Source organism: Leptolyngbya sp. 7M, from assembly GCF_018128485.1.
Window position 1 is genome coordinate 2,551,394 of the sequence record NZ_CP070897.1, and the last position, 21,856, is coordinate 2,573,249.

Sequence of the window (21,856 nt, forward strand, 5' to 3'; positions counted from 1 at the left end):
GGCGAACTGACGAGCGATCGGCAGTTCTGGAATTTGCCATATGTTCTTCTGAAATAACAGCCTGGCAAAGTTCACTCGATGACAGCGAGAATATCGCCGGCAGCAACGGTGGAGCCTTCGGCGACGCTAATAGTCTTTACAGTGCCGTTTTTTGGCGACCTCATCTCGTTCTGCATTTTCATTGCCTCAACCACCAAAATGCCGTCGCCTTTTTTTACTTCGTCACCTTCGGCAACTATAACGCGAACGACCTTTCCGGGCATCGCGGTCTTTAGCTCTACAACACCGTCGGCGACGGCTGCCATGCACCCGCCCGCCTGATCGTAGTCGGCCATGCCGCATGTTTGCTCAATCCCACCTATGGTCAAGCCATGACGGTAGCAGCTCTGGAAGCCAAAATCGTCGATCAATTTTTCCAGCGCCATTCAATCGATAGCCTCGCTCAGCAGACCCATGCGCTGCAAAAGCGGCTAGCAACCGCCCATCAAGAGGCTTGGTCAGCAGCAACCAATATGGACTACCGGTACCACAGTGTCCCCAATAAACCAACCGATACAGTCACGCGGTTTGCGAACTGGTACTGGGACCAGCTGCTGGAATTAGTTGTCGATCGGGCCGGAGTGCATCACACCTTTCTGGAAGTGTTGCACCTGCTCAAACCCTCGATAGCGCTGTTTCACCCGGCGATTTTGGCTCAAGTCCTGTGGCATGATTTTCGCAAGCGATGGCAACGGTCAGTACCCCAGCAAGAATCCACCATCTCTACTTTGTAGCGGATAGTAACGGATAGTAGCGGATAGAGGGATAGCCCATTATTGGTTGAATATCAAATTAGCTATGTCAGATTACCGCAGTGTCCAGCAGTGCGGTTAAACCGAATCATTGATGCGACTTAAGGAAAATAAGGATTGGCTTCAGTGACCGTTTCCGGCAGGGGAATGAATTCGGTTTCGCCTGGAACAGCAGCAAAGTGGCCATTGCGCCAGTCCGCTTTAGCTTGGGCAATCCGTTCGGGGCGGCTGGAAACAAAATTCCACCATTTATAGCGAGGCCCTAAGGGTTCCCCACCAATCACCACGCAGCGAGCCGAGGAGGACGACGCAAGCACCACTTCACCGGGTTCAAGAATGGCAAGCCGATATGGCTCCAGTGGTTCACCATCGACACTCAATCCGGGCGTAACTCCATATACAGCTCGTTCTGAATAGTCAGCAGGAATCGTAAACTGAGCATTAGCAGATAGCACAATATCAAGGTAAATAATCGATGAAAATACCTTTACCGGTGACGTGTAGCCTGACATTCGCCCAGCGATTAGCTTAACCGTTACGCCATTCTCTTCCCAAGTAGGCATCGTCTCCGCCGGATAGTGCGTAAACCAGGGAGCGGTTTCTTCATGCTCAGCCGGCAGAGCTACCCAGGTCTGGATGCCGTGAATTGTGGCTTCATTGTGCCGATCTGCGTCGGGCGAGCGTTCAGAGTGGACAATTCCGCTGCCCGCTGTCATCCAGTTCACGGCACCGGGTCGAATTTCCTGCACCGTACCCAAACTATCCCGATGCATCAGCGCTCCCTCAAACAGGTACGTTACTGTGGCCAAATTGATGTGAGGATGCGGTCGCACATCGATTCCTTGGCCAGCGGGCAGATGCGATGGTCCCAACTGATCAAAAAAGATAAACGGACCCACCATCTGGCGATTGGGATAGGGTAAACTGCGGCGGGCAACGAACCCACCCAAGTCTTTAATTTCGGGTTCGATCAGCTGGAGGATAGGCATAGCGTTAAGAACAACTGCTAAGAAGTAATATACACGGGTCGCAGTCATTTCAGACCTATGTGGCTTTGTTGCATTGCAGTTTTCAACAATTGCTCACAATTGCCTTCAGTACGCTTGTGTTTCCCAGAGCTTTGATTTATGCTTTGCTGTACTAGTTCTTCTCGGTCCCGGCAGAAGGCTAGGCTGCCCGCTCAAGGCGACTAACCGGGGCGCTGACCCAGAAGTGCTACCAACACTTAAGGATCAGCTCACCTGACTTCCTGTCACCAGCAGGAAGCAAGGCTGTGTTGATTGTACTGTAAAGTGCAGCTTCCAGCCTCGCTTGATGCAAACAGCAGTCAGGGCATTCTGCCTTGAGCGATTTCTTCAACGAAATCTAATCAAGCGAGGCTAAACCAAAATGACTACTGAGTTTAACGAACTGCTCGACGCAGGTGATTGTGCTGGTGTGCAAATTTGGATTATCGGCACCAGAGAGCAGCTGATCCACCAGATCAACGAGTTCTACGTCAAGCGGATTGCCACCGACCGCAGCCGCTTCACACCCCTGATTCCCGCTCCCTTTGGCCGAGACAAATACATGACGATGTTGATCAGGTAGGAGAAGAAGTCGGGGGTCAGGAGTCAGGGGCAGAGGGGTGTTTCCTCGTTCCTGCGGTGCAGGCGCGGCTGGAATCTTCGACTGCCGGCTTCTGGCTAACGATGATGGCAAAATCGATTGAAATGATCGCGATACGTTCGCGATACGTTGGGGACAAAGTTGGGGACAAAGCATTTGCTGATAGATCGATATACTTGCGCTCTAGATGATTTAGCAAATGCTTTGTCCCTACGGCCCTGCTGGTCAATCAACCAGATTTAACAAATATTCTGACTCCTGACTCCTACATCTATTACGCCGCACTCACCAACGGCATCGGTTGCCCGATTAAATAATCGTAGGCATCCTCTACTTCATGTAGTTGAGTTAGCACCGTGTTATCCAGCAGATTTAGACGACGCTCTTCCGCCTGTTGGTTAATTTCGTGGTCTTCTTTCTGCCGCACCAGTTCATCCAGTTCCGCCTTACGGGATTGAATATCTTCATTCATCCGCTTGACGACTTCTTGCTGATAGGTGTCAAAACATTCCTTGACGGCTTGGTACACCTGGAATGACTGCTCTTGAGCAATTTGGGGCAGTAGCTTGATCAGTTCTGCCTTCATGGTTTCCACTACCTTGCGGCGAGCCATTTCAGCTGAGAAACTGCCCAGGCTCAGACCGGCTAAGGCCATGCCTACAGGTCCCAGAAACACGCCCGTTACAGCATACAGCATCGAGGTCAGCAGCACCGCACCGCTAAAGTTAAGCAGAATTTGCTTCCAGTTAAACACACCCGTACCCGCCATCGCGATCGTCCCCACATCGCCGGTGGTGAGCGCGTACAGACCCACCGCCCACTTGGCCCAGCGAGGCGAGGTATCTTCGGCACTCAGGTTGGCGTTGGGAATCACCTTCTGGCCGGTGAGTTTTTCGGTGATCCGATCAGTGACTTGGGTATAGGATTCGCCATACTGGGTCGCGCTTTTGGCTAAGTCGAGAAAACTGGCATCCAACTGCTGCTGGGCGGTCAGACTCCAGGCGGCAATTTTGTCCAACAAATATTTCTCAAACGCTAGACGCAGAGATGCCTCGAACTCTTGCCGTTTGCCCTTTTGCAAAAAGTCGAAGAACTTTAGCTCTGGCTGATAGCGGCTAAAATCGACTTCAAAGCTAGAGGCTAACTCTGGTAGGTAGGTGCGGAACGAGTTGGAAATAGCGCTTGCCTGCCGCTCACCCACAATCCGAATCTCGTCCTTGAACTGGTCGCGGATGGTGACGAGCTGATCAAATTCGGGCTGCACCGAGCGAATTTTTTGCCGCAGGTCTTGAACGCTTTCGCTCAGCAGGGGAATACGGCGATCGCAAGCTTCATGCACAGTACGGTAGGCTTGGCGAGCCATCAACTTGGCCTGCCGCAATTCAGAAATGGCTCGCTCCTTGGTTAAAAAGTGATTCAGCGCGGTGATGAATTCCGAGAAGCCTGTACCATCCAGTGACTCATGCTTTAATCGTTGCCGCAACGCATTCAGCGAAGAAATTTCAAACACGCGATCGTCATAGCGGTCTTCTCCTTCTACCTGACAGTAAGGTGTCAGATTCGTTCTGAAGACTTGTCGCACCCGTTCTTCTGCTTCATGCAAAGCAGCATAGTCATTTGGATCAATCAAGCGATTCTGGATTTCGTCCCAGTGGTTAATCAAGAAGAATACGGACAAGCCCCGATCTTTAATATAGTTCTCTAGATAGCGCTGTTCGCCTAACGTATACGGTTGCGTAGCGCTGAGCACAAACAGAATCGCATGGCAGTTGTTGATATACCCCAGCGTCAACTGATTGCGCTGTTCGGTGTCGTTCAATCCTGGACTGTCGATGATCTGCACGCCCTTTTCCAGTAGGGTGAGCGGATATTGCACCTCGGCATAGGCCACATCGGGAAAGGCAGAAATTCCTTGCTCTTGCAGCGTTTTGGCCACTTCTGGCGGAATCGTGTACCGTTGCTTGAAGCTGTCAAAATCCAGCAATTCGGGTGCTCGCCCATCTTTGAAATGAACGGTGACCTGCTTGTCTTGCCCATAGATCCGGGTGAAGTGCTGGAAAATCTAGCTGAGGTAATGGCCACTGCCGAAAGCCGAGCTGAGAAAGCCCGCGATTCCCTAGAGAAATCAGTTTAAGCCGGTTTAAGCCGGTTGGTACCTAGCCTGTCCGCAGTTCTTCTTCCAGAATTTGGTGATAGATTTGCGGCAGTAAGTCGGTCATGCTGTTCGGTTCAATCCCATAGCCAAGACTGGTCCAGGTGGGAGATAAAATTGCCAACACCTCCTCTAACTGGCCTTGTCGCAGCAATGCAGCCAGATCCACTCCCCAAGCCTGCGAATCACTGAGCCAGCGATACACGACTTGATCCTGAAATTCTGGTGCAAAACTAAACTGCCGCGAGAACCAAAATCCAGACGGTTGGGGATGATACTTGGCGGCTTGTTCTAGCCAAGTGGTGGTGATGAACTGATAGCGTCCAGCTGCCGTAGTGCAGTTGCCAATATTAGGACCAGCCACAATGGGTATACACAGATCAGGATGGCGGCTGAGGTCGCTGATATGGTCACCACCGTACAGGATCGAGTAGGGACGGGGACTATTGGATTCTGCCGCCGAAATCGTTCGCATTAAGGCTCGGATGTGGGGGTCGCCTCCCTGCATCACCAATGGAGCTGGCTGAAAATCCCAAACCGGATCGGTGGGCGGAGTTGGTTTAGAAAGCAAGAGATGTCCAACCGTGAGGGTGACGCCAATTGCCAGTAGGGTTGGAATCAGGCGCTGATAGGTTGGCTTCGGAGTCTTTAACGGCTGGCTGACCTCAGTTGAGGCTTGGGTTGGAGGATGCGCGTCGAAATTCACTCGTGCAAGGGTAAAACAGAAACTTATGCCACATTAGCAAATAGCGTCTCAAATGGTTGGACTGTGGCATCAGGTTTAGCAATGATTTCCACAATTTTGTTGCGCGCTGCCGGTTGAAACAAGCTCTCAACGCAAACTTGCGCCACTTTGGTGCGTGGAATACTGCCATCAAATAAACTATCTGCTTTTGCCATCACAATTGCATCCGAGTTGTCTTCATTTTTCAAGCCGCCAGGACGCACAATCGTGTAGGTGAGGCCGCTGTTTTGCAGATACTCTTCAGCTCGCTTCTTCCAAACCAAAATCAACCAAAACAGATTTAACGGATGGAAAAGCTGGGAGGTACAGAGAGAAGAAACCATGACGAAATGCTCAAGGCCGTTTGCTTTCGCTGCATCTACCAGATTTTTCGTGCCTTCGTAATCCACCTTGTAGGGGCCGGTTGGGTCAAAGCTAGGGGCCGCTCCAGTGGCCGAGATCAGCACTGTACTATCGCCCATAGCGGCTCGGAGACTGTCTGGCTGCAACACATCTCCCACCACCAAATTGACCCCGGGCGGCAACACCTGGGCAGCTTTTTCTCGATCCCGCACCAAGGCAGACACCGGAATACCCCGTTGGACTAGTTCTTTGACAATCCGTCGTCCGGTTTCGCCTGTAGCTCCTGCAACAAATGCTTTCATCGTGATTTCCCCTGAACTCAAAACGATTTGATCATTTTCATTATTGGGCCACATCGTTCTAAGGCCCACTCTTCAGCTTACATCGCAGACAAAGCGCTCTAATCTGGCTACAGCCGGATCTCCGTGAATCGACCGGCTTCGAGGCAAGCTTCGGTAGACCTTCGATTCGACTTTCCGTAGATTAATCATGGCTAGCTTCACGACAATAAGGCTATGCTGAGCAAGTTGAGCACCATACTGCTATTTACACTCTCACGCTTGGGCACTTATAACTATCGATAGCAGTCTAAGGGTTTCGGCGTATCCATTTCTTCAAATGAGAATGGCTAGAATTAAGTGTTCCTTTTTGGATGTTCGGTTAGGATATCCATAAGGTGAGTCGCTGAGCAACCATTGCAGAAACCATTGCAGGAAATTGCAGGAAAGTCTATTTATGCAGGCAAATTCGGCTGAACAGTACTCCCCTGAAACCACTCCCGCCATTTTGGGCGCGTCTTCTGGTGTGATTGAAAGTGCTGCTTTGGAAGGATATACCCACGACAACATTCACGGCGAGCAGAAACCTTTCTGCTTTCACGGCTCGTTTGCGAGCTGTATGGAAATGTATGCAGATGCTGCAAAGGTAGCTAGCTATTTAGATGCGCATCGGGCTTGGTTCCCTCGCTGTGCCCAACCCATGAGCACCGAATCGATTGGGGAAAACGGCTATGCTTTAACCATTGGTCGCTATGGCTCTTTTGGCTACGAAGTCGAACCCAAAATTGGGTTGCACCTGTTGCCGCAAGACCACGGTGTTTATCGGATCCAGACCATTCCTGTTCCCAATTACCATCCGCCTGGCTATGAGGTTGATTTTCAAGCGGCCCTGCAACTGGTGGAAACTGCACCGGATGCTGCTCTGATCTCAAGTTTTAAACGGGCTAACTTGGTTCAACCTGAGCACATTACCCATGTTGAATGGGAACTAGATCTAAAGGTTGTAATTCAGTTTCCCCGCTTCATTCACGCCTTGCCCAAATCACTAGTGCAAAATACGGGTGATCGGTTGCTGAATCAAATTGTGCGGCAAGTTTCGCGGCGTCTCACCCAAAAGGTTCAGGAAGATTTCCATACCACGACTGGGGCCGCTTTTCCCAAAAAACATCGCCGTTTACACTGGCAGCGAGATCAGGAAACACCCCTAGAGGATACCTAAACGATCTCTAAGAGATACCTAAAGTGATATCTAAAATGACGTTATAACTGACCTGAGCGCCGTTAATCGGTGAAGCTGATGCCAGTAAGATCAAAATAATATTCAAAATAAAGGGTGGAGTGGTCCACCCTCTTTTTGTTGGAAAGTTTGTTGAAAAGCTTGTTGAAAAGCATTAAACTTCCTGCATGAATTTCTGATTCTAAACAGGCGCACCGAGCACCTGAGTCCAGTAGTAGTTCCAATTTTCATTACCGCTGTCGCTGGCCAAGAAGTAGTAGCCAATTCCGATTTCCGTTACATCTGGATTAAGCAAGTTAGCGCGATGCCCGTTGCTATTGATCCAGCCCTGCACCACCTCAGTAGCGGTTTGATAGCCAGCGGCAATATTCTCAGCGACAACAGACCAACCGTAGCCCGTAGCAGTCACTCGTTGAGCAACCGACGAGCCATCAACTCCAGTGTGGCTGACAAAATCCTGGAAAGCCATATTCTCCGAATGGGTTTGGGCAGCCCTACTTAACCGACTATTTAGAGTAACAGGCGCGAGGCCGTTTTGCTGCCGAAAGTTATTTGTTAGGCTAACAATCTGATTAATGATGCTGGCAATAGAAACTGTTGCAGGAGAGGAAATGCTGGTTGTGCTGCCAGTTGGAATGCTTGGAGTCGTTGTCAGGTTGAACCGGTAATTGCTTGCTCCTGATCCTGTTTTGCCGACCTGAACAAAATAGGTTCCAGCGACTGCATTGGGAACGTTGATCAAATTATTATTTCCAGATCGAATTTTAGTTCGCTTGAGAATTTCATTGTTATCTATAATGCCATTCTGGTTCTGATCGCGAATCAGATTAATCTCAACACCACGACCTGTACTTCTAAATCTGAGATTCAAATGCTGTGGACTATTTAGCTTAAAACTAAACAAATCGATTCGGTTACTGGCACTGACTCGGTTGCGGATCGGTTGATTGCTAGAAATCGCTGTTGCTCCACTGAGACTGCGGCCTAGTAAATGATTTGGCATGTTTCTCTATGATTAAGGGCTGGTTAGAGGACGTGTTGTAGTTCTAGTAAGCAAAAGTGACCTTCCAACAGTCATCCTAGAATCTACTGAGATTGACTCAGACATAAAACCGATACGGACAGAGAACAGTATCGAGCACAAAATTTCTCAGGGATAGCTACTTGGCAAGCACTGTAGCTCCAAGGTTTGATCAACACTTGATCGACAGGAATCGCACAGAGCCATATTGATTGCCTTATAGGGCTAGCTTCAACTGCTAGCTGTATTTCGCTAACCAAACATCGTAGTTTCCTTGATTTTGACTGCCGCTAGTTGGGAAGGTTCCCTGGGTTTGGCCACTGACATACAGCGTACCAGAACTGTCAGTAACAATTGCATAAGCTTCATCGTCTTGGGGTGTGCCCAGTTGAGCCGTGCACTCAAGCCGGAACTCCGCTCGGAGTTCGTGTGCTGTCGAATTCACGCATCGATCCCAGCTTGCTTGCTCCGATCGACGCCGGATTAACGAAAGCATTTAACATAGCTCGGGCCGCTCCGAATAATTACTTGAACGTTCAAACTCACACGCAGTTTACGGTCGGGTTATGGCCGCGGTCGGGTAAGTGTATAAATCCTGGATTTCTTATTCGTGCTGACGGGTCGCCGTGGGACGGTACGGAATTTGATAAAGATCCTAAGCCGAACAAAGTTCTTCTTTGCATTGCCGGGATTGCCGGGCAGTACGGTGCAAACTCCGGCGGCGATCCAACCGGAACTTACGGAATGCTGGTTGTTGACGATCTTTCGATAATGGACACGATCATCTGGTTTGAAGCCGAGCACGAAATTCTTCTTGGCGTTGATCTCAACCGCTGGCTCGCAACTGCCGGTGTGCATTCTCATCCGATCATGGGCTACGGCAACGAAGCGGCAGCTTTGAGAACGGCTAGTGACCTGCGGGAGGCGATTACTTTTGTTGCGGTGGATCTGCCAGTGGCGATCGACGTGAGCGACGGACTGCTAATCTCAAAACAAAAGTTCTGCATCGCTCTAACAAAATAGTTCTTCTTAATCCCCTCAAAATCCTGCAAATACAAAAACGGGCGAATATAATTGCCCGTTTCCTCTTGAATTAGTTCGGCAAAACAACGGCAAAACTAAAAGCGGTATTTAATATGTAGATTCGTTCCGTCTTTTCACTTCAAGTATGGTTACAACTAAAAGTTTGTCGGCGATCTGGTAGATGATTCGATAGTCGCCGACGCGAACTCGGTAGAAGTTAGGAAAGCCGGTAAGCTGCAAATATCCGTGCGGTCGAGGATTGGTCGCGAGGCCGTCAATAGTTTTTTGAATTCGCTTCTGCTGGGTACGTGGCAACTTCTTGAATTACCTGCGGGTCAGCGGAGCTAACTTGATCGTGTATGTGCTCATAGGCCAAGTTCAGCCTTTACGTCTTCCCACTTATAGGATTTGCCGGTTCGCCGCATCTCGGCTAATGCACGTTGAGCGGAAAGTCCGTCCTGGATATCTTCCATTTGCTGACGTGTTATTTTCTTTGGCGGATTCTTTCTTACGCGAACGGCGGCGGTTTCAAGGGCCGAGATCAATAGCTCGGCCTGCTCCGCGTCTTCGATTATAAAGCGGCGTGTCTTGCGATTTGGAATGTCAATAATTATTTGTCCCATAACAATCAAATTATAGCATCGGGCGTGTCGAGAATTTATGTTTCCCCGAACGTACACGCCGGATTGTTCTCTCACTGCAAATAAGGTCTCTGGCGATGTCGCTGATCTCTTTGCCCTCGCGAAGCATATCTTCGGCCGCTTTCTAAAAATCGAGTCCGCGAACTCCAAAACTCTGAAAAGCCGATTGGTTCCATTGTCCGAACGTGCCGCTGAAACGCTGGCAGAACTTTGGCAAAACTCAAGGCGGCGTGAATCTGATCTTGTATTTGGCGGGTCACTTTTCAAGAAAGCGTTCAACGGTGCGTGTGTTCAGGCAAAGCTGAAAGATGTTCACTTTCACGATCTCCGGCACACAGCGATAACACGCTGGCTCGAAAAAGGAATCTCACCGGCTCTCGCAATGAAAGCCTCGGGCCATTCACAAATGAAAACGTTCCTTCGATATGTTAATCAGTCCGAAACGTCCGTCGCAGAGTTCGCTCGGGCTATCTCAAAGGCCGCATGATGTGTGCTATCATATTCCTTAAAAATCACGCCAAGTCTCTCCACGATGCTTAAACGTGCGGCCTTTTTCTTCAAATTCGTGGCCTCTTAAATGGCCTCATCGTTTCGGAAATCCCTGCGACGCGTCGTATAGTGTTGCAAGCAACACGCCCGGCGACCATAAATATACGCCGCTTTTACCGGGGTTTGAACAATTCTGCCTCGCCGCGAATCCCACGGCTCATTATTCATACGCGTGGGGTCAGAAGTTCGGATCTTCTAGTTGGCACCACCTTCCGGCACCGTGTTTTGCGGTGCTTGTGATTTTAAATGGCTGTTTATGTTGACAAACTAAGCGACTGGGGCTGGCGGCACGGTCTTTCTTGCCACATGATCGCTGATTCGGTCAGCGAACTGATGGAGTTCGCTGTAATGATCGGTCTCAGGCCCGAATGGTTCCAGCCCAAAAGCTCCCCCCATTTTGACCTTACTCAGGAAGCTCGCGAAGAAGCGGTGCGAAGAGGAGCGGTAGAACTGGAAAGAAGGGAATTTGTCGGCAAACTGCGTGAAATTAGGCGGAGAAGACTGGAACTGCCTTCCATTGCTTCGGATTTACGATCGAATAAAAAAACGGTCTGATAGATCAGACCATTTTTTATTTGCTAAAGTTGCCTTTAAGGCCTTATTAACCAAGATCTTCCATTCTTACAACGATCGCTGCTGCCACATCAGGCCTCTTTGGCCTATCATCGCCTTTTGGAGGTTTAGGCTGCGGTTTCCCCGGTTCGACCTTTGGCGGCTCCTGCTTCGGAGGCCTATCCTGGCCCGGTGGTTTATCGCGCTGCGCAGAAGCCGATAGGCTTAGGCCAGCGACCAATAACATCATAAATATCAATTTCTTTAACACGTTCATCTCAATAATTCCTCTTCCAAAAAACTAACGCATCTGGGGAAGAGGGAAAGTGCGTCGCTTTTAGTCAAGCAATCAGGGTGCCATTGCCGAGATTTTGACGCTACCTAAGCAGTTCTGGTTGTTTTGGTTCCTTCGGGCGAAAAGATTGGCTTACAATTCTTTACGATTTACGTAATTGTTATACGAAATGGTGAATTTTACAAGTTTTTGCACCGGGATGCTGTTAAAATGATTTAACATGGATGCAAATACATCTGGGCAAGAAAGGACCGTAGCCATACTCGTCGCCGCTGCGGCAATAATAACCATCGGTTTCAACTGGCTTGCAACCACAGGCAGGGTTGGCGGAGTTACGCCTGCGGAGATCTCCGACAAATACCAAACCCTCGTTACGCCGGCCGGTTATGCGTTCTCCATCTGGAGCCTGATCTATCTGGGGATCATTGCATTCAGCATCTATCAGTTTGGTTCGAACATCAACGAACGTGTCCGTTCGATTCGATGGCTGTTTATTGCTAGCTGTCTTTTAAATTGTGGCTGGATCTACTTTTGGCACCACGATCAGATCGCGGTGTGTCTTGTCCTGATCGCGACCCTTGCCGTTTGCTTATTTCTCATTGCCCTCAGACTCCGCGAAACCGATAACCTGAAGGAGTTCTGGTTTGCGAAAGCTCCATTCAGCATTTATTTCGGTTGGGTCACCGCAGCGACCCTCGTCAACTTCGCCATATTGCTTGTAAGTCGCCAGATCGAGGTCGGGATTTGGTTGTCGGTTGCATTGATCGCTATCGCCGGTGCATTTGGCCTGATAATTCGCGTCAGCCTACGCAATTATATCTATCCGCTTGCGATCGCCTGGGCCGTAACAGCCATTGCCGTAAAACAAAGCGGTGAAACCGCGATCGTGGTTACTGCGGCGATCGTGGTGGTCGCATGCCTTATTGCTGCTTTAAGTTTTGTCGTGGGTCTTCCGTCATCTTCGGATCAAAATCAACGAGCATCAAGCTGATCATATTACTATCTTTTAAAACGTATGAAAGAGGGAAAGCTCTGCATCTCTATTTGTGCTAATTCAGCCGAGGAACTGCACGAGAAGATCCGGCGAGCAGACATTCTTGCCGACGTGGTCGAAGTTCGGTTTGATTGCCTGAGGCCTGATGAGGTTACGCATGCCCTGAGATCTCTTCCGAGTATCCCAGGCCGTTACCTGATAACCTATCGGCCGAGCGAGGAAGGCGGGAAACGCGCTCTTTCAAAGTCAGAACGGATAAAGTTTTGGACATTGGCCGGTCAAATTTTGGAAGGAACTGATGTACTTGTCGATCTAGAGTTCGATCTCAATTCTGCCTTTGGATTCCCGTCTGATCGAATTATTAGATCCGAACATTATTTTCAGGGTTTGCCGGAGCAAGCTCTGATCCGCAATGAGGCTCTCACAGATCCGTCGGCAGCGATCTTGAAGGTTTTCTGCCAGGTCAATACGGTCGATTACAGTTTTATAAACGGTCGAAAAGTTGTGGATCGGGGACGAATAACCACAATTGAACTAGAACCGTTGGTGGAAGAACACAATAAATTAGCAGCTCAACTGATCCATAGTTGATCCACCTAAAGTTAATCCACCTAAAGTTAATCCACCTACAGCGTTCATAAATAGGTTGTGAACAAGGGGGTGTGGGGGCTTCGGCAGGGGTGGACCTGCACCCCGTTCAAACTCAAGAAAGGATGGCTGTAAAGTTAATCCATCTAACGCTTAGGTTTGGCAACTCTAGAAAATAGGGAATTGGACTTGGGTCGGACCGGAACTTTTTTATTACACAGCAATGCCCATGTGACAGCATCCACGATGCCGTCGTCTCGCAAATGGTGCTGACGCTGAAACGCAAGCACAGCGGCCTTCGTTTCTGCGTCATACATGCCGTTCCGCTGCACCCGATAGCCATTCACCTGCAGCAGGCCCTGTAGCTCATAAACATCTGCTCCTGCATAGCCTTGACGCAGGGTTCGTGCTCCAGGCTTAACTGTTGCCATCAGGGTGCTCCAGGTCTCAGGTCCCACTACTCCATCAATCCGCAACCTATGCCGTCGTTGGAAGGTTTTAACGGCTACTTCGGTACGCCAACCAAAATCGCCATCCACTCGTAGGCTGAAGCCATGGGCGTTGAGCAGTTCTTGCATCCGCGCCACGTTGGGTCCCACATCCCAGGGATAAAGAACGGGTGGGGCAGAAGGAGCACCACTGGACTGGTGAGGTAAATCGGAGAGATGGCTGTCCATAATCGGCAGAGGAGCACCACAATACTGCTTCTTTTAGCATAATCCTAAGCAGTCAACCGCTAAGCAAAGCACTTCTTCTGTCTTTTGCCAATTACCTTTTGCCAATCGTCTTTTGTCAATCAGGGTACTTCCTAGAACCCGTTACCCCTTGCCTGAAACCCATAGTGCGGACATCTGGTTCGCTGATAGGCGAGATGCCTACCCTGTGTTTGATGCTAATTTGACTTATCTACTCAGATTCTCAAACTGAGACTAGCTTTTGCTTCAACCAAATGTCTTCTCTGGCGTGCAAATAGCGCGGATCAGGATGGATGGTGATAGCCCGCTCATAGGATTCCAACGCGTTGCCGTAGGCCATCATTTCAGCCAGCAGCAGTCCTCGGTTAAACCAGGCTTGGTGGTAGTCAGGCCGCAGGGCTACGGCTTTATCATAGGAGGCCAAAGCCTCGGCATAGCGCTTCAGGCCGCACAGAGCGTTACCACGATTATTCCAAGCAGAACAATAGGTAGGGTCGAGAGCAATGGCTTGATCAAAGGCTGCTACTGCATCGGCAAATTGCTCTGCTTCACAAAGGCTGCACCCTTTACCATGCCAAAAGTCTGAAGAATTCGGATCGTGATCGAGAGCCATCATTGTATTAATCCTCGGTAATCGATGAAATTGGTTGGTACAACTCCATTGTGAATTGCTTCAAACTAAAGCAGGGGGCGGATTTTCACCCCATGAAAGTTCGGTTGAATACCGGGAAGAAATTTAGATGGAAACTAGTTGAATATAGAGTATATAAAATCACCATGCTGTAGGACAATCACAAGCAAAAAAACGATCCCCGTAGGAATCGTCTAACACAAGTCTCTTGAACTGAAGAATTTGCTGAAGTATCTGCTGAAGTATCTGCTGAAACTATCACTCAGCTTGCCTTTTCCACGTTTTGCTCAGGCTCCAGCGTTGTGCTAGCTGTGCCACCGCCCAAAATGCCAAATCCTTTTTCAGTGAAATACTTGTTGAGCAGTGTACTGACAAGAGAGAGCACAATGGGACCAAGCAAAATCGCCACAATACCTCGGACCGCAAATCCGGGCACCAAAACTGAAGCCAGCCAGAAGCAGATTCCGTTGACGACCAGAGAAAACAAACCCAGCGTCAGGATAGTGATAGGGAGCGACAAGAAAGCCAAAACGGGTCTAATCAACCCATTCACCAAGCCGATCGAAACGCCCGCCAGCATAGCCGCCACAAATGAATTAATGTCAACACCTGGAACAATCAGATCGACAATCAGAAGGCTTAGAGCCGTCACCAAAATTGTTAAAAAATATCCGAGCATTGTAATCTCCTTTACTGAATTGAATACTGAATTGAAGCACGGACCGAAACCATCAGGTTGTGAATTTGACCAAATGATCGGATCAGAGCAAGCCGTTTATATCCAGTTCCAAGTTCTTTCGATAGTGTGTGTAGCTGCTTAGCAGATGATTGGGCGTTTTGCCTACTAATCTATCAATTGGTTTATCCGAGTCGTTAGTTGGCCTATCGATAGTCTTGACTACAGATCCAACTACTGCTCTAACCACAGATCTAATTATTATTTGATCTACTCATTCAGCTACCGATTGCTCTGTTTACAATCTATGCCACTAATCTATTTGATTTAGTAAAAAATTACCAGAAAAATTTAGGATTGAGTGTTTACGCCAACTGTAGAGGCATGGTACTTTAATTTTGACAAAGGCAATTGGTACGAGTACTTTTGTACGAACTTGACGAAAGTTTGTGCAACGTTTTAGCACTGGCTGCCTTTAAGGTGAGTTGATAGATTTGGTTCTGTGTCGATCGATTTGTATCGATCTGTATCAATAGCTTGGTGTAGGTAAAAACGGTTTTTCCGGTCTGCTGGAGGCTCAACAAGCGAGTAGTTGAGCAGCTATCAAGCTCTAGCGTTTTGGAAGTTAAAGCGCTCTCTCGGCAGTTTTTTCGGTTACTTTGCTTGCTATCGATCCAAAAGCTCGTCAGAGTTTTTGAATTTCAAGACCCTGAGGGGATTTCTGGATAGGCTTTTAGTTGAACGGCTGTAGAAATATCAGCAAGATTGTTGAGAAATGAACGATTAGTAGGTAAAAGTGGTTAATAGGTGAATAGCTAGGTGATTCATATGAAATTTACACGAATTCTACTCGGTATTCTCTTGCCACCCGTTGGGGTTTATTTGACCTTTGGATTCGGCACCACATTGCTGATCAATATTCTGTTAACCCTACTGGGTTGGCTGCCTGGTAGCATTCACGCGCTATGGGCGATTCTGAAGCACGAAGAGCAAGCCAATCAAGCTTCTGGCTGATCTGGAGCTTCATCGGAGCAGGCCATTCCGGGCTTGCTCGCGCAGTCCTCAACCAATGAAAAAAGCTGCCCTAGGGCAGCCGATAGAATTATTGCGCTAGTTCAAGCAGGCGTTAGGTGTCCGATCAGCAAAGCCTGCTGAGGTTCCTTCAGCGTCAGCCTAATTTCTGGCCGTTTGCCACAGGTCTTTCAGAGATTGCTTGATCTTTTGCTCCTTCTGAGCAATGCTAGCGCCTGTTTCGCCCATTTTGATTTGCAGCTCAGATTGCTTCTGCTCTACCCAGCTTGTTCCGCGTTCTGCATCTTGGGCTTTGGTGTTTTCGTACCAAACCTTGGCCTTAGCCATGTCCTGCTGAAACTCTTGCTTAAATGTTTCGTAGCGTACACCATAGCGGCCTGTCAGTTTTGCATCCAGCATCGCCAGCTTTTGTTTCACTGAAGCACTGACAGAGGCATAGGTTTCACTCTCCTGAATCGTCCGCAACAGCCGCTCGGCCAGTGTTTTTAGTGAATCAGCAAAGGAACCGACTTGATGTTGGGTGGTTTCTTCGTTTGCAACTGCAGTCGGTACAATCGGCGCTTCGTTCATCTGAGCTGCTGACTCAACGATTTCAACGACTGGTTCAGCAACTGGTTCAACAACTGGTTCAACAACTGGCTCAACAGATTGAGCAAAGCTTACAGGGGTCGTCTTCAGGCTCGGCTCTACCGAGAGTGGTTCCATTGTGGCTTCTAGGCTGGGCGATACCTGATTGATTGACGGCTGAACCTCTACAACCACGTCGGCGGCATTTGCTTCCGGCGTTGCTACCAGGTTCTCGTCATCATCATCGATTTTTACTTCTACCGGTGCAGAAACTGGCTGCATCGTCTCGTTTTGCTCAGCTTGGTGCTTTTCTTTCAAATTGCTAATTACAGTGCCGGTTGATTCTTTAGCAGCCGAGGCTAAGCAACTCCAGGCTAACCACAACACCATTGCTGGCGTCTATAGCTCGCTGACTGACTCTGGCTATCTGACGGCGCAACGTGGCAAGGGTACCTTTGTGGCCGATACACTCTGTGTGCAAAACCTGATTAAAAATAACCAACATTATGTGCTGCTGCGGCAAGCGTTTACTGCCGCTCAAGAAATCAACGTATCGCCTGCTGAATTTGCGGGGGCGGCCTATGCTCAGGCGGTGCTGATTTCCAGTTCTCAGTCTAATTCGCTGCAATTAGTGTTTGTTGAAGAGCAATCTCCCTCTGGGCTTGAGCTTTATCAGATGGTTCAAGCCGAGGTAGGTTTACCCATTGCCTTTGCTGGCTGGGCTGATGTCATTGCCCAACAGCCTGAAGTGATGAGTCAATTACGCTCAGCCGATCTGGTGATTACAACCACCACCTACGCGGCGTCAATGACTCAGATGAGCGGGTTGGGTCAGCCTCAGGAAATTGTGGCCTTAGCAGTCCGTCCCAGTGTTGAATTGCTTACTCAAGCTTCGTCCTTACCCCAGGATGCTCAACTGCTGATCATCGGTTGTGATCAGGCTGAAGCTAAGCGGCTCAAGCACATGCTACAAGAAGCGGGCATTGCTCATATTCAGATACAAACGGCGGACCTTGAACAGAGCCAGCGACATCCCAAACAGCTAGACCAGTTTGATGCCCTTTGTTGTTCTCCAGCAGTTCAGTTGCAACTCCAAACGACAAAGAGGAAGATGACAAAAAGGATACGTCATCCCCATCTAAGTGTATTCAGTTTCAGGGTTGATCCAACTCATCTACTGGTTTTGAAAGCTAGGCTTAACTCAATTCGGTCGAATTGACCGATGACTTGAGGTTTGCAGTCAGCAGTTCTACGAGTGATCGCTCATTTAGATTGAAGACTCGGTAGCGTTGTCTACAGCAAAAACTGGTGGGATTCCTTGCTGGATTGCTCAATGGTCCGTCATAATCCAATTTCAGAGGTTTGCTCAGTAATAGCAGCAATCATAATATTGGAGATTTCATCTCTACTGGTGAATGGAAACAAAAGTTCCCATTCAAATTTACTATCGTATAATTTTTTACTCTTGCCTTACACACCCTTCTTTCTACGCTCCATAGCAAATTAGACAACAGCCATCAAAAAAATTGAAACCAGTTGACTAATATTAAAATACCAATATACTAGTATTAGATAGATCACTTGTAATGAAGTCCAAAGAAGCTGCGCCTATTGTAAGTGAAACCAATCATTTGCAATGTAGTTCTTCAAGCGGTTTCTAAAATTGAACTCCATTGAGGTCATCCAATGCAAAATTCAACTTGTCCATTAGTTGTAGTAGGCGGTACTTTAGGTCCAAGAGGAAGTAGTAGTGAAGAAGCTCTAAACTTTGCTAGCAAGCATTTCCTTCAGGAGTCGATCGTAAAGATTGAACTTTACGATACCTTCGAAGCATTGAAAGAAGCTCTTTTGAAATATGAGGTTCAAGTGGCAGTAGTACCGCATGCCTATGAAAAAATAAACTATTTCTACATGAATCCATACATAAGAATGATTGATGTCTTCAAGTTTCCAACTCCTGTCTATGGGCTAGCAAAGAAAAAGGGCGCTGAATTCTCGCTCAAACAAGCTAGGATTGTTACACATCCTGCACCTTTCCCTTTACTACCAAGGCTTTTACCTAAATACAACTGTGATGAACTAGACGTTAATTTTGTTAGCTCTACTAGTGCAGCAGCTTTGATGGTGAAAACAGGTTTAGCTGATCTAGCTCTTACTAACGAAAACGCCGTTAAAGAATACGGGTTGGAGTTTGTGTCAATCTACGGACCAATTGCTATGAGTTGGACTATTTTTGAGCGAAAGAACTAATAAATCTATGTCAATTTTTTTTCCTACTCCGCGAAAAGAAGAGTTAAGTCCTGGTGTGAACTCGTTGATTTTCGACTGTGGAAGCACAACTGTTTTAGTCTCCTCAATTGCTCCTGGAGCTAAACTAGATTCGCATCAACATCAGCAATGTCAAATTGGAATGTCTCTTAATGGCCAGTTTGAAATTGATATTGCTGGACAAAGAAAACTTCTAAAACCTCTTCAAGATGCATATATTGCTGGTTCAAATGTCCTACATGGTGCTATTAATCTTTCAAATCAGGAAGTCTTAGGACTAGACATAAAATGCTTTCATTCTAAAGTAGATGGAAGTAAGTTTCTTGAACTATGCGATGAGAAAGACTTGAAAACTGGAATTTCTTTTTCATTCTTCAACGGACTTTGGTTTGAAATAATGATTGCCAAAATTCCACCAGGAGGGGTAATGCATAAACATCATCATAGACAAACACAAATTGGTGTAGCTTGTCGAGGAAAATACATAATGTCTGTGGGTGGAGAGGAAGAGGAGTTTGAATTTGGCAAGGTTTATTATTCTCCTCCCAATGTTCCTCATGGAGCATACAATCCCTTTTCGCAAGAAGCTCTTTCAGTCAATATCTTCTTTCCACCTCGTTATCATAGGTTTTCCTAACACCAATTGCTTAAAAGGTTAAAATGGACTTATTTTTGACTAACAAAGTTGCTTTAGTTACAGGTGCAAGTGCCGGTATTGGTAAAGCTGTAGCCCAAGAATTAGCAAGGGAAGGCTGCCGTCTAGTTCTCTGTGCTCGTAACCAAAAACCACTTGAAGAAGTATCTCAGCTTATCTCGACGAAATTTCATAATAGTGAAGTAATTACGGTTTGTGCCGATGCCCAAAATGGGCAGGACTCCTTTAGGATTGTAGAGGGGGCTCTTAGAAGATTTGGCGAAATTAATATACTAATCAATAATACGGAAGGATCTCCTTTTTATTTAGCTGATCCAGAAAATATTTCAGAAGATGAGTGGCATAATATCCTGACAGGAAAACTGCTTGGTTATATCAGAATGACCAACCTTGTCTTACCTATAATGAAGAAAAAAAATTGGGGAAGAATTATCAATTTAGTTGGTTTATCAGGGAAAGAACCTTCTGTAGAACTCTTAAAGACAGGCGTCGTCAATGCTGGTTTGATGAACTTTACAAAAGCCGTCGCAAAGTACTCCGCCGAATACAACATTTTGATTAATTCCATTAACCCAGGATTTATTGAAACATCTAGGTTTAAGCAATTTGTTGAAATTCAAGCTGAGCAGTTGAAGGAGCCATCAAGTATAGTCGAGAAAAAGCTTGCAAACAAAATTCCTGCACGTCGTCCTGGTTGTGCAAGTGAAGTGGCTAGTCTAATAGCGTTCCTTGCTTCAGAGCGAGCGAGCTATATTACCGGTACAACAATTCCAGTCGATGGTGGGCTATCGACCTCTGTATTTTAACGAAATCTACCAGAGAAAATAATGATGTTGATGGATTTTTCAGAGACAGAAAAATTTAAAAATCACAATGAGTTAGTAGGAGCGACGAACTCTATCTTTTCAGATCCTGACGGCAGTCGTCTTAATATCCGGGAAAAGCTTTGGCTCCTAACTAATTCATTGCCTTCCCCTATACACAGCCTAATCCAGTCGTATTTAGATTGGCTAACAGGAAAGCCTTGTCAAAAACCTTTATGGAGTAGTAATCCATGCTTAGAGCTTTTTTTTGGTATTTTAGAACTTTTTCTAGGTATAACTCTTTGGTTATTTGTAAGCTTTTATGAGCGTGGTTTATTTCTAATGCCACTCTCCTGGTTTCTAACTGTCGCGAGCTATGCGCAATTCCGTGAAATAGCTCATCATTGTGCTCATAACCGCTTTAGTCAGCAGAAGAAAGTGAATTACTGGATAGGAACTTTGATTACATCTGTAATTCAGATTACAGAGTTCAATTTATTTAGGGATTACCACAATACTCAACACCACCATCCTGAGAAACTGGCAACAATGGAACATGATCCTGCAAACAAACCTTATCTGGTATACACCCTTCAGTTCAAGCTTGGAATGGAAAAAGAAGCATATTGGAGCCGACTTTGGCTAACTATGGCTTCGCCGAAATTTCACATTCAAACTCTGCTTGAGCGCCTAAAAGGCAGTTTAATGGAATCTTCCCATATTTAGTCTCAGTTTACAAGAAGTGTCAGATTAAGTCTTGACTATTACATTAATTCGTGGGATTCTTGGTTCAGCGAGCCAACTTGTCTGTACCAGTTTCCTGATTCAGATAGAGGTCGTTCTCTCCCCAAGCGTTAATTCCGGTATGCCCTACCGTACTCAATCCCTTCTTTAAGATATTGATAGCTGCATTGTGATCTCGGTCTTGCACATGTCTGCATTGAAGACAAATATGCGTCCGAGTCGAGAGCGACTTCTTCACAACTGCGCCACAGTTTGAGCAGTTTTGGCTGGTATAGTGCGGCTTAACCGCAACGGTTGCCACGCCAAACACTTTGCCAAAATACTCAATCCAGCGACGGAACTCGCCCCAAGCTGCATCCGAAATGGACTTAGCCAGATGCCGATTCTTGACCATATTGCGAATCTGCAAGTCTTCCAACACCACGAGGTCTGCCGACTTCACCACGCACCTTGCTGTCTTCACAGCAAAGTCTCTACGCTGGCGTTGCACTTTCAGATGCGCCCTACCCAACTGTTTTACTGCTTTCCTCCTGTTTTTAGACCGTTTTTGTTTTTTGCTGACTTTGCGCTGCATCCGTTTGAGGCGCTTTTCCGACTTCCGCAAGTGGCGCGGATTCTCAACGGTACTGCCATCAGAATCAGTCAAAAAGTAGTTCAGTCCGACATCCAAACCCACTGTCCGTTTGGTGGGTTCCTGCTGCTCAGAACGCTCTACGTCCAAGACAAACTGGACATAGTAGCCATCAGAGCGCCGTACCACCCGTACCCTGTTTATCTGTGCAACCTGATAAAAGTTGAGGTCACGGGTTCCCTTAAGCTTGAAACTGCCAGCCTTAAACCCGTCCGTGAAACTGATTCGCTGACGGTCACTGGAAAGCTTCCAACCTGTGGTTTTGTACTCGACACTGGCGCGGGTCTGGTACTTCTTAAACTTGGGATACCCCTTCTTTCCGGGCATAGGCTTCTTAC

The 21,856-nt window shown here is 47.5% G+C and carries 30 protein-coding genes; 15 read left to right on the top strand and 15 right to left on the bottom strand.

Annotated elements, in window-relative coordinates:
- Window positions 1-71: 71 nt before the first annotated feature.
- Window positions 72-335, bottom strand: coding sequence for a biotin/lipoyl-containing protein (locus JVX88_RS12300; RefSeq protein WP_211627566.1), 264 nt, complete (start codon window positions 333-335; stop codon window positions 72-74).
- A 36-nt stretch (window positions 336-371) separates the two neighbouring features.
- Between JVX88_RS12300 and JVX88_RS12305 the strand changes: the two genes are divergently transcribed.
- Window positions 372-773 carry a hypothetical protein gene (locus JVX88_RS12305; protein WP_211627567.1) on the top strand — a complete coding sequence of 134 codons (402 nt, stop codon included), beginning with the start codon at window positions 372-374 and terminating at the stop codon, window positions 771-773.
- Window positions 774-892: 119 nt separating this feature from the next.
- Here JVX88_RS12305 and JVX88_RS12310 read toward each other — a convergent pair whose 3' ends face one another.
- Window positions 893-1,780 carry a pirin family protein gene (locus JVX88_RS12310; RefSeq protein WP_211627568.1) on the bottom strand — a complete coding sequence of 296 codons (888 nt, stop codon included), beginning with the start codon at window positions 1,778-1,780 and terminating at the stop codon, window positions 893-895.
- A 400-nt stretch (window positions 1,781-2,180) separates the two neighbouring features.
- Between JVX88_RS12310 and JVX88_RS12315 the strand changes: the two genes are divergently transcribed.
- Window positions 2,181-2,381, top strand: coding sequence for a hypothetical protein (locus JVX88_RS12315; RefSeq protein ID WP_211627569.1), 201 nt, complete (start codon window positions 2,181-2,183; stop codon window positions 2,379-2,381).
- 292 nt (window positions 2,382-2,673) lie between these two features.
- Here the strand turns inward: JVX88_RS12315 and JVX88_RS12320 are convergent, their stop codons facing one another.
- A complete protein-coding gene (locus JVX88_RS12320; RefSeq protein WP_263975508.1) occupies window positions 2,674-4,383 on the bottom strand; it encodes a dynamin family protein in 1,710 nt (569 codons plus the stop codon).
- 24 nt (window positions 4,384-4,407) lie between these two features.
- On the opposite strand from JVX88_RS12320, the gene JVX88_RS40605 reads away from it, so the two are divergent.
- Window positions 4,408-4,533 carry a hypothetical protein gene (locus JVX88_RS40605; RefSeq protein WP_263975509.1) on the top strand — a complete coding sequence of 42 codons (126 nt, stop codon included), beginning with the start codon at window positions 4,408-4,410 and terminating at the stop codon, window positions 4,531-4,533.
- 22 nt (window positions 4,534-4,555) lie between these two features.
- Here the strand turns inward: JVX88_RS40605 and JVX88_RS12325 are convergent, their stop codons facing one another.
- The gene (locus JVX88_RS12325) at window positions 4,556-5,257 is read right to left on the bottom strand and encodes a glycoside hydrolase family protein (protein WP_211627570.1); all 702 of its coding nucleotides are present in this window, start codon (window positions 5,255-5,257) and stop codon (window positions 4,556-4,558) included.
- 23 nt (window positions 5,258-5,280) lie between these two features.
- Window positions 5,281-5,940 carry an SDR family oxidoreductase gene (locus JVX88_RS12330; protein ID WP_211627571.1) on the bottom strand — a complete coding sequence of 220 codons (660 nt, stop codon included), beginning with the start codon at window positions 5,938-5,940 and terminating at the stop codon, window positions 5,281-5,283.
- Window positions 5,941-6,373: 433 nt separating this feature from the next.
- Between JVX88_RS12330 and JVX88_RS12335 the strand changes: the two genes are divergently transcribed.
- Window positions 6,374-7,135, top strand: coding sequence for a DUF1997 domain-containing protein (locus JVX88_RS12335; protein WP_211627572.1), 762 nt, complete (start codon window positions 6,374-6,376; stop codon window positions 7,133-7,135).
- Window positions 7,136-7,334: 199 nt separating this feature from the next.
- Here JVX88_RS12335 and JVX88_RS12340 read toward each other — a convergent pair whose 3' ends face one another.
- Window positions 7,335-7,895 carry a CAP domain-containing protein gene (locus JVX88_RS12340; protein ID WP_225931394.1) on the bottom strand — a complete coding sequence of 187 codons (561 nt, stop codon included), beginning with the start codon at window positions 7,893-7,895 and terminating at the stop codon, window positions 7,335-7,337.
- A gap of 517 nt (window positions 7,896-8,412) precedes the next feature.
- Window positions 8,413-8,619, bottom strand: coding sequence for an SBBP repeat-containing protein (locus JVX88_RS12345; protein ID WP_211627573.1), 207 nt, complete (start codon window positions 8,617-8,619; stop codon window positions 8,413-8,415).
- Here JVX88_RS12345 and JVX88_RS12350 point away from each other — a divergent pair.
- Window positions 8,604-9,197 carry a hypothetical protein gene (locus JVX88_RS12350; RefSeq protein WP_211627574.1) on the top strand — a complete coding sequence of 198 codons (594 nt, stop codon included), beginning with the start codon at window positions 8,604-8,606 and terminating at the stop codon, window positions 9,195-9,197. The genes JVX88_RS12345 and JVX88_RS12350 overlap by 16 nt on opposite strands.
- A 108-nt stretch (window positions 9,198-9,305) precedes the next feature.
- On the opposite strand, the gene JVX88_RS12355 is transcribed toward JVX88_RS12350, so the two are convergent.
- Together JVX88_RS12355 and JVX88_RS12360 are read right to left on the bottom strand one after the other, a co-directional pair.
- Window positions 9,306-9,512, bottom strand: coding sequence for a type II toxin-antitoxin system RelE family toxin (locus JVX88_RS12355; RefSeq protein WP_211627575.1), 207 nt, complete (start codon window positions 9,510-9,512; stop codon window positions 9,306-9,308).
- Window positions 9,513-9,562: 50 nt separating this feature from the next.
- The gene (locus JVX88_RS12360; RefSeq protein WP_211627576.1) at window positions 9,563-9,820 is read right to left on the bottom strand and encodes a hypothetical protein; all 258 of its coding nucleotides are present in this window, start codon (window positions 9,818-9,820) and stop codon (window positions 9,563-9,565) included.
- Window positions 9,821-9,857: 37 nt separating this feature from the next.
- Between JVX88_RS12360 and JVX88_RS12365 the strand changes: the two genes are divergently transcribed.
- Both JVX88_RS12365 and JVX88_RS12370 read left to right on the top strand, forming a co-directional pair.
- Complete coding sequence (locus JVX88_RS12365; RefSeq protein WP_211627577.1) at window positions 9,858-10,325, top strand: tyrosine-type recombinase/integrase; 468 nt, start codon at window positions 9,858-9,860, stop codon at window positions 10,323-10,325.
- Window positions 10,326-10,633: 308 nt separating this feature from the next.
- Complete coding sequence (locus JVX88_RS12370) at window positions 10,634-10,942, top strand: DUF4031 domain-containing protein (protein ID WP_211627578.1); 309 nt, start codon at window positions 10,634-10,636, stop codon at window positions 10,940-10,942.
- A 46-nt stretch (window positions 10,943-10,988) separates the two neighbouring features.
- Here JVX88_RS12370 and JVX88_RS12375 read toward each other — a convergent pair whose 3' ends face one another.
- Window positions 10,989-11,216, bottom strand: coding sequence for a hypothetical protein (locus JVX88_RS12375; RefSeq protein WP_211627579.1), 228 nt, complete (start codon window positions 11,214-11,216; stop codon window positions 10,989-10,991).
- 238 nt (window positions 11,217-11,454) lie between these two features.
- Between JVX88_RS12375 and JVX88_RS12380 the strand changes: the two genes are divergently transcribed.
- Both JVX88_RS12380 and JVX88_RS12385 read left to right on the top strand, forming a co-directional pair.
- Window positions 11,455-12,225 carry a tryptophan-rich sensory protein gene (locus JVX88_RS12380; protein WP_211627580.1) on the top strand — a complete coding sequence of 257 codons (771 nt, stop codon included), beginning with the start codon at window positions 11,455-11,457 and terminating at the stop codon, window positions 12,223-12,225.
- Window positions 12,226-12,249: 24 nt separating this feature from the next.
- Window positions 12,250-12,819, top strand: coding sequence for a type I 3-dehydroquinate dehydratase (locus JVX88_RS12385; RefSeq protein WP_211627581.1), 570 nt, complete (start codon window positions 12,250-12,252; stop codon window positions 12,817-12,819).
- A 143-nt stretch (window positions 12,820-12,962) separates the two neighbouring features.
- Here JVX88_RS12385 and JVX88_RS12390 read toward each other — a convergent pair whose 3' ends face one another.
- From JVX88_RS12390 to JVX88_RS12400, 3 genes are all read right to left on the bottom strand, one after another.
- On the bottom strand, window positions 12,963-13,493 hold the full coding sequence (locus JVX88_RS12390; protein ID WP_211627582.1) for a peptidoglycan-binding domain-containing protein: 531 nt from the start codon (window positions 13,491-13,493) through the stop codon (window positions 12,963-12,965).
- 241 nt (window positions 13,494-13,734) lie between these two features.
- Window positions 13,735-14,127, bottom strand: a complete 393-nt coding sequence (locus tag JVX88_RS12395) for a tetratricopeptide repeat protein (RefSeq protein WP_211627583.1) — start codon at window positions 14,125-14,127, stop codon at window positions 13,735-13,737.
- Between the two features lie 277 nt (window positions 14,128-14,404).
- Window positions 14,405-14,821: a phage holin family protein gene (locus JVX88_RS12400; RefSeq protein WP_211627584.1), complete on the bottom strand. Its 417-nt coding sequence runs from the start codon at window positions 14,819-14,821 to the stop codon at window positions 14,405-14,407.
- A gap of 825 nt (window positions 14,822-15,646) precedes the next feature.
- Here JVX88_RS12400 and JVX88_RS12405 point away from each other — a divergent pair.
- Window positions 15,647-15,832, top strand: a complete 186-nt coding sequence (locus tag JVX88_RS12405; protein WP_211627585.1) for a YqaE/Pmp3 family membrane protein — start codon at window positions 15,647-15,649, stop codon at window positions 15,830-15,832.
- Window positions 15,833-15,991: 159 nt separating this feature from the next.
- Here the strand turns inward: JVX88_RS12405 and JVX88_RS12410 are convergent, their stop codons facing one another.
- Window positions 15,992-16,735: a hypothetical protein gene (locus JVX88_RS12410; protein WP_211627586.1), complete on the bottom strand. Its 744-nt coding sequence runs from the start codon at window positions 16,733-16,735 to the stop codon at window positions 15,992-15,994.
- Window positions 16,736-16,748: 13 nt separating this feature from the next.
- Between JVX88_RS12410 and JVX88_RS12415 the strand changes: the two genes are divergently transcribed.
- The 5 genes from JVX88_RS12415 (at window position 16,749) to JVX88_RS12435 (ending at window position 20,869) form a co-directional block, all read left to right on the top strand.
- A complete protein-coding gene (locus JVX88_RS12415; RefSeq protein ID WP_211627587.1) occupies window positions 16,749-17,636 on the top strand; it encodes a hypothetical protein in 888 nt (295 codons plus the stop codon).
- Window positions 17,637-18,103: 467 nt separating this feature from the next.
- Complete coding sequence (locus JVX88_RS12420; protein WP_211627588.1) at window positions 18,104-18,667, top strand: hypothetical protein; 564 nt, start codon at window positions 18,104-18,106, stop codon at window positions 18,665-18,667.
- 7 nt (window positions 18,668-18,674) lie between these two features.
- Window positions 18,675-19,322: a cupin domain-containing protein gene (locus JVX88_RS12425; protein ID WP_211627589.1), complete on the top strand. Its 648-nt coding sequence runs from the start codon at window positions 18,675-18,677 to the stop codon at window positions 19,320-19,322.
- A 23-nt stretch (window positions 19,323-19,345) separates the two neighbouring features.
- Entirely contained in the window at window positions 19,346-20,146 is an 801-nt protein-coding gene (locus JVX88_RS12430) for an SDR family oxidoreductase (RefSeq protein WP_211627590.1), read from the top strand.
- 21 nt (window positions 20,147-20,167) lie between these two features.
- Complete coding sequence (locus JVX88_RS12435) at window positions 20,168-20,869, top strand: fatty acid desaturase (RefSeq protein ID WP_211627591.1); 702 nt, start codon at window positions 20,168-20,170, stop codon at window positions 20,867-20,869.
- A 64-nt stretch (window positions 20,870-20,933) separates the two neighbouring features.
- Here the strand turns inward: JVX88_RS12435 and JVX88_RS12440 are convergent, their stop codons facing one another.
- Window positions 20,934-21,845 (bottom strand): RNA-guided endonuclease InsQ/TnpB family protein, encoded by a 912-nt coding sequence (locus tag JVX88_RS12440; protein WP_211627592.1) that lies wholly within the window; start codon window positions 21,843-21,845, stop codon window positions 20,934-20,936.
- Between the last annotated feature and the right edge of the window lie 11 nt (window positions 21,846-21,856).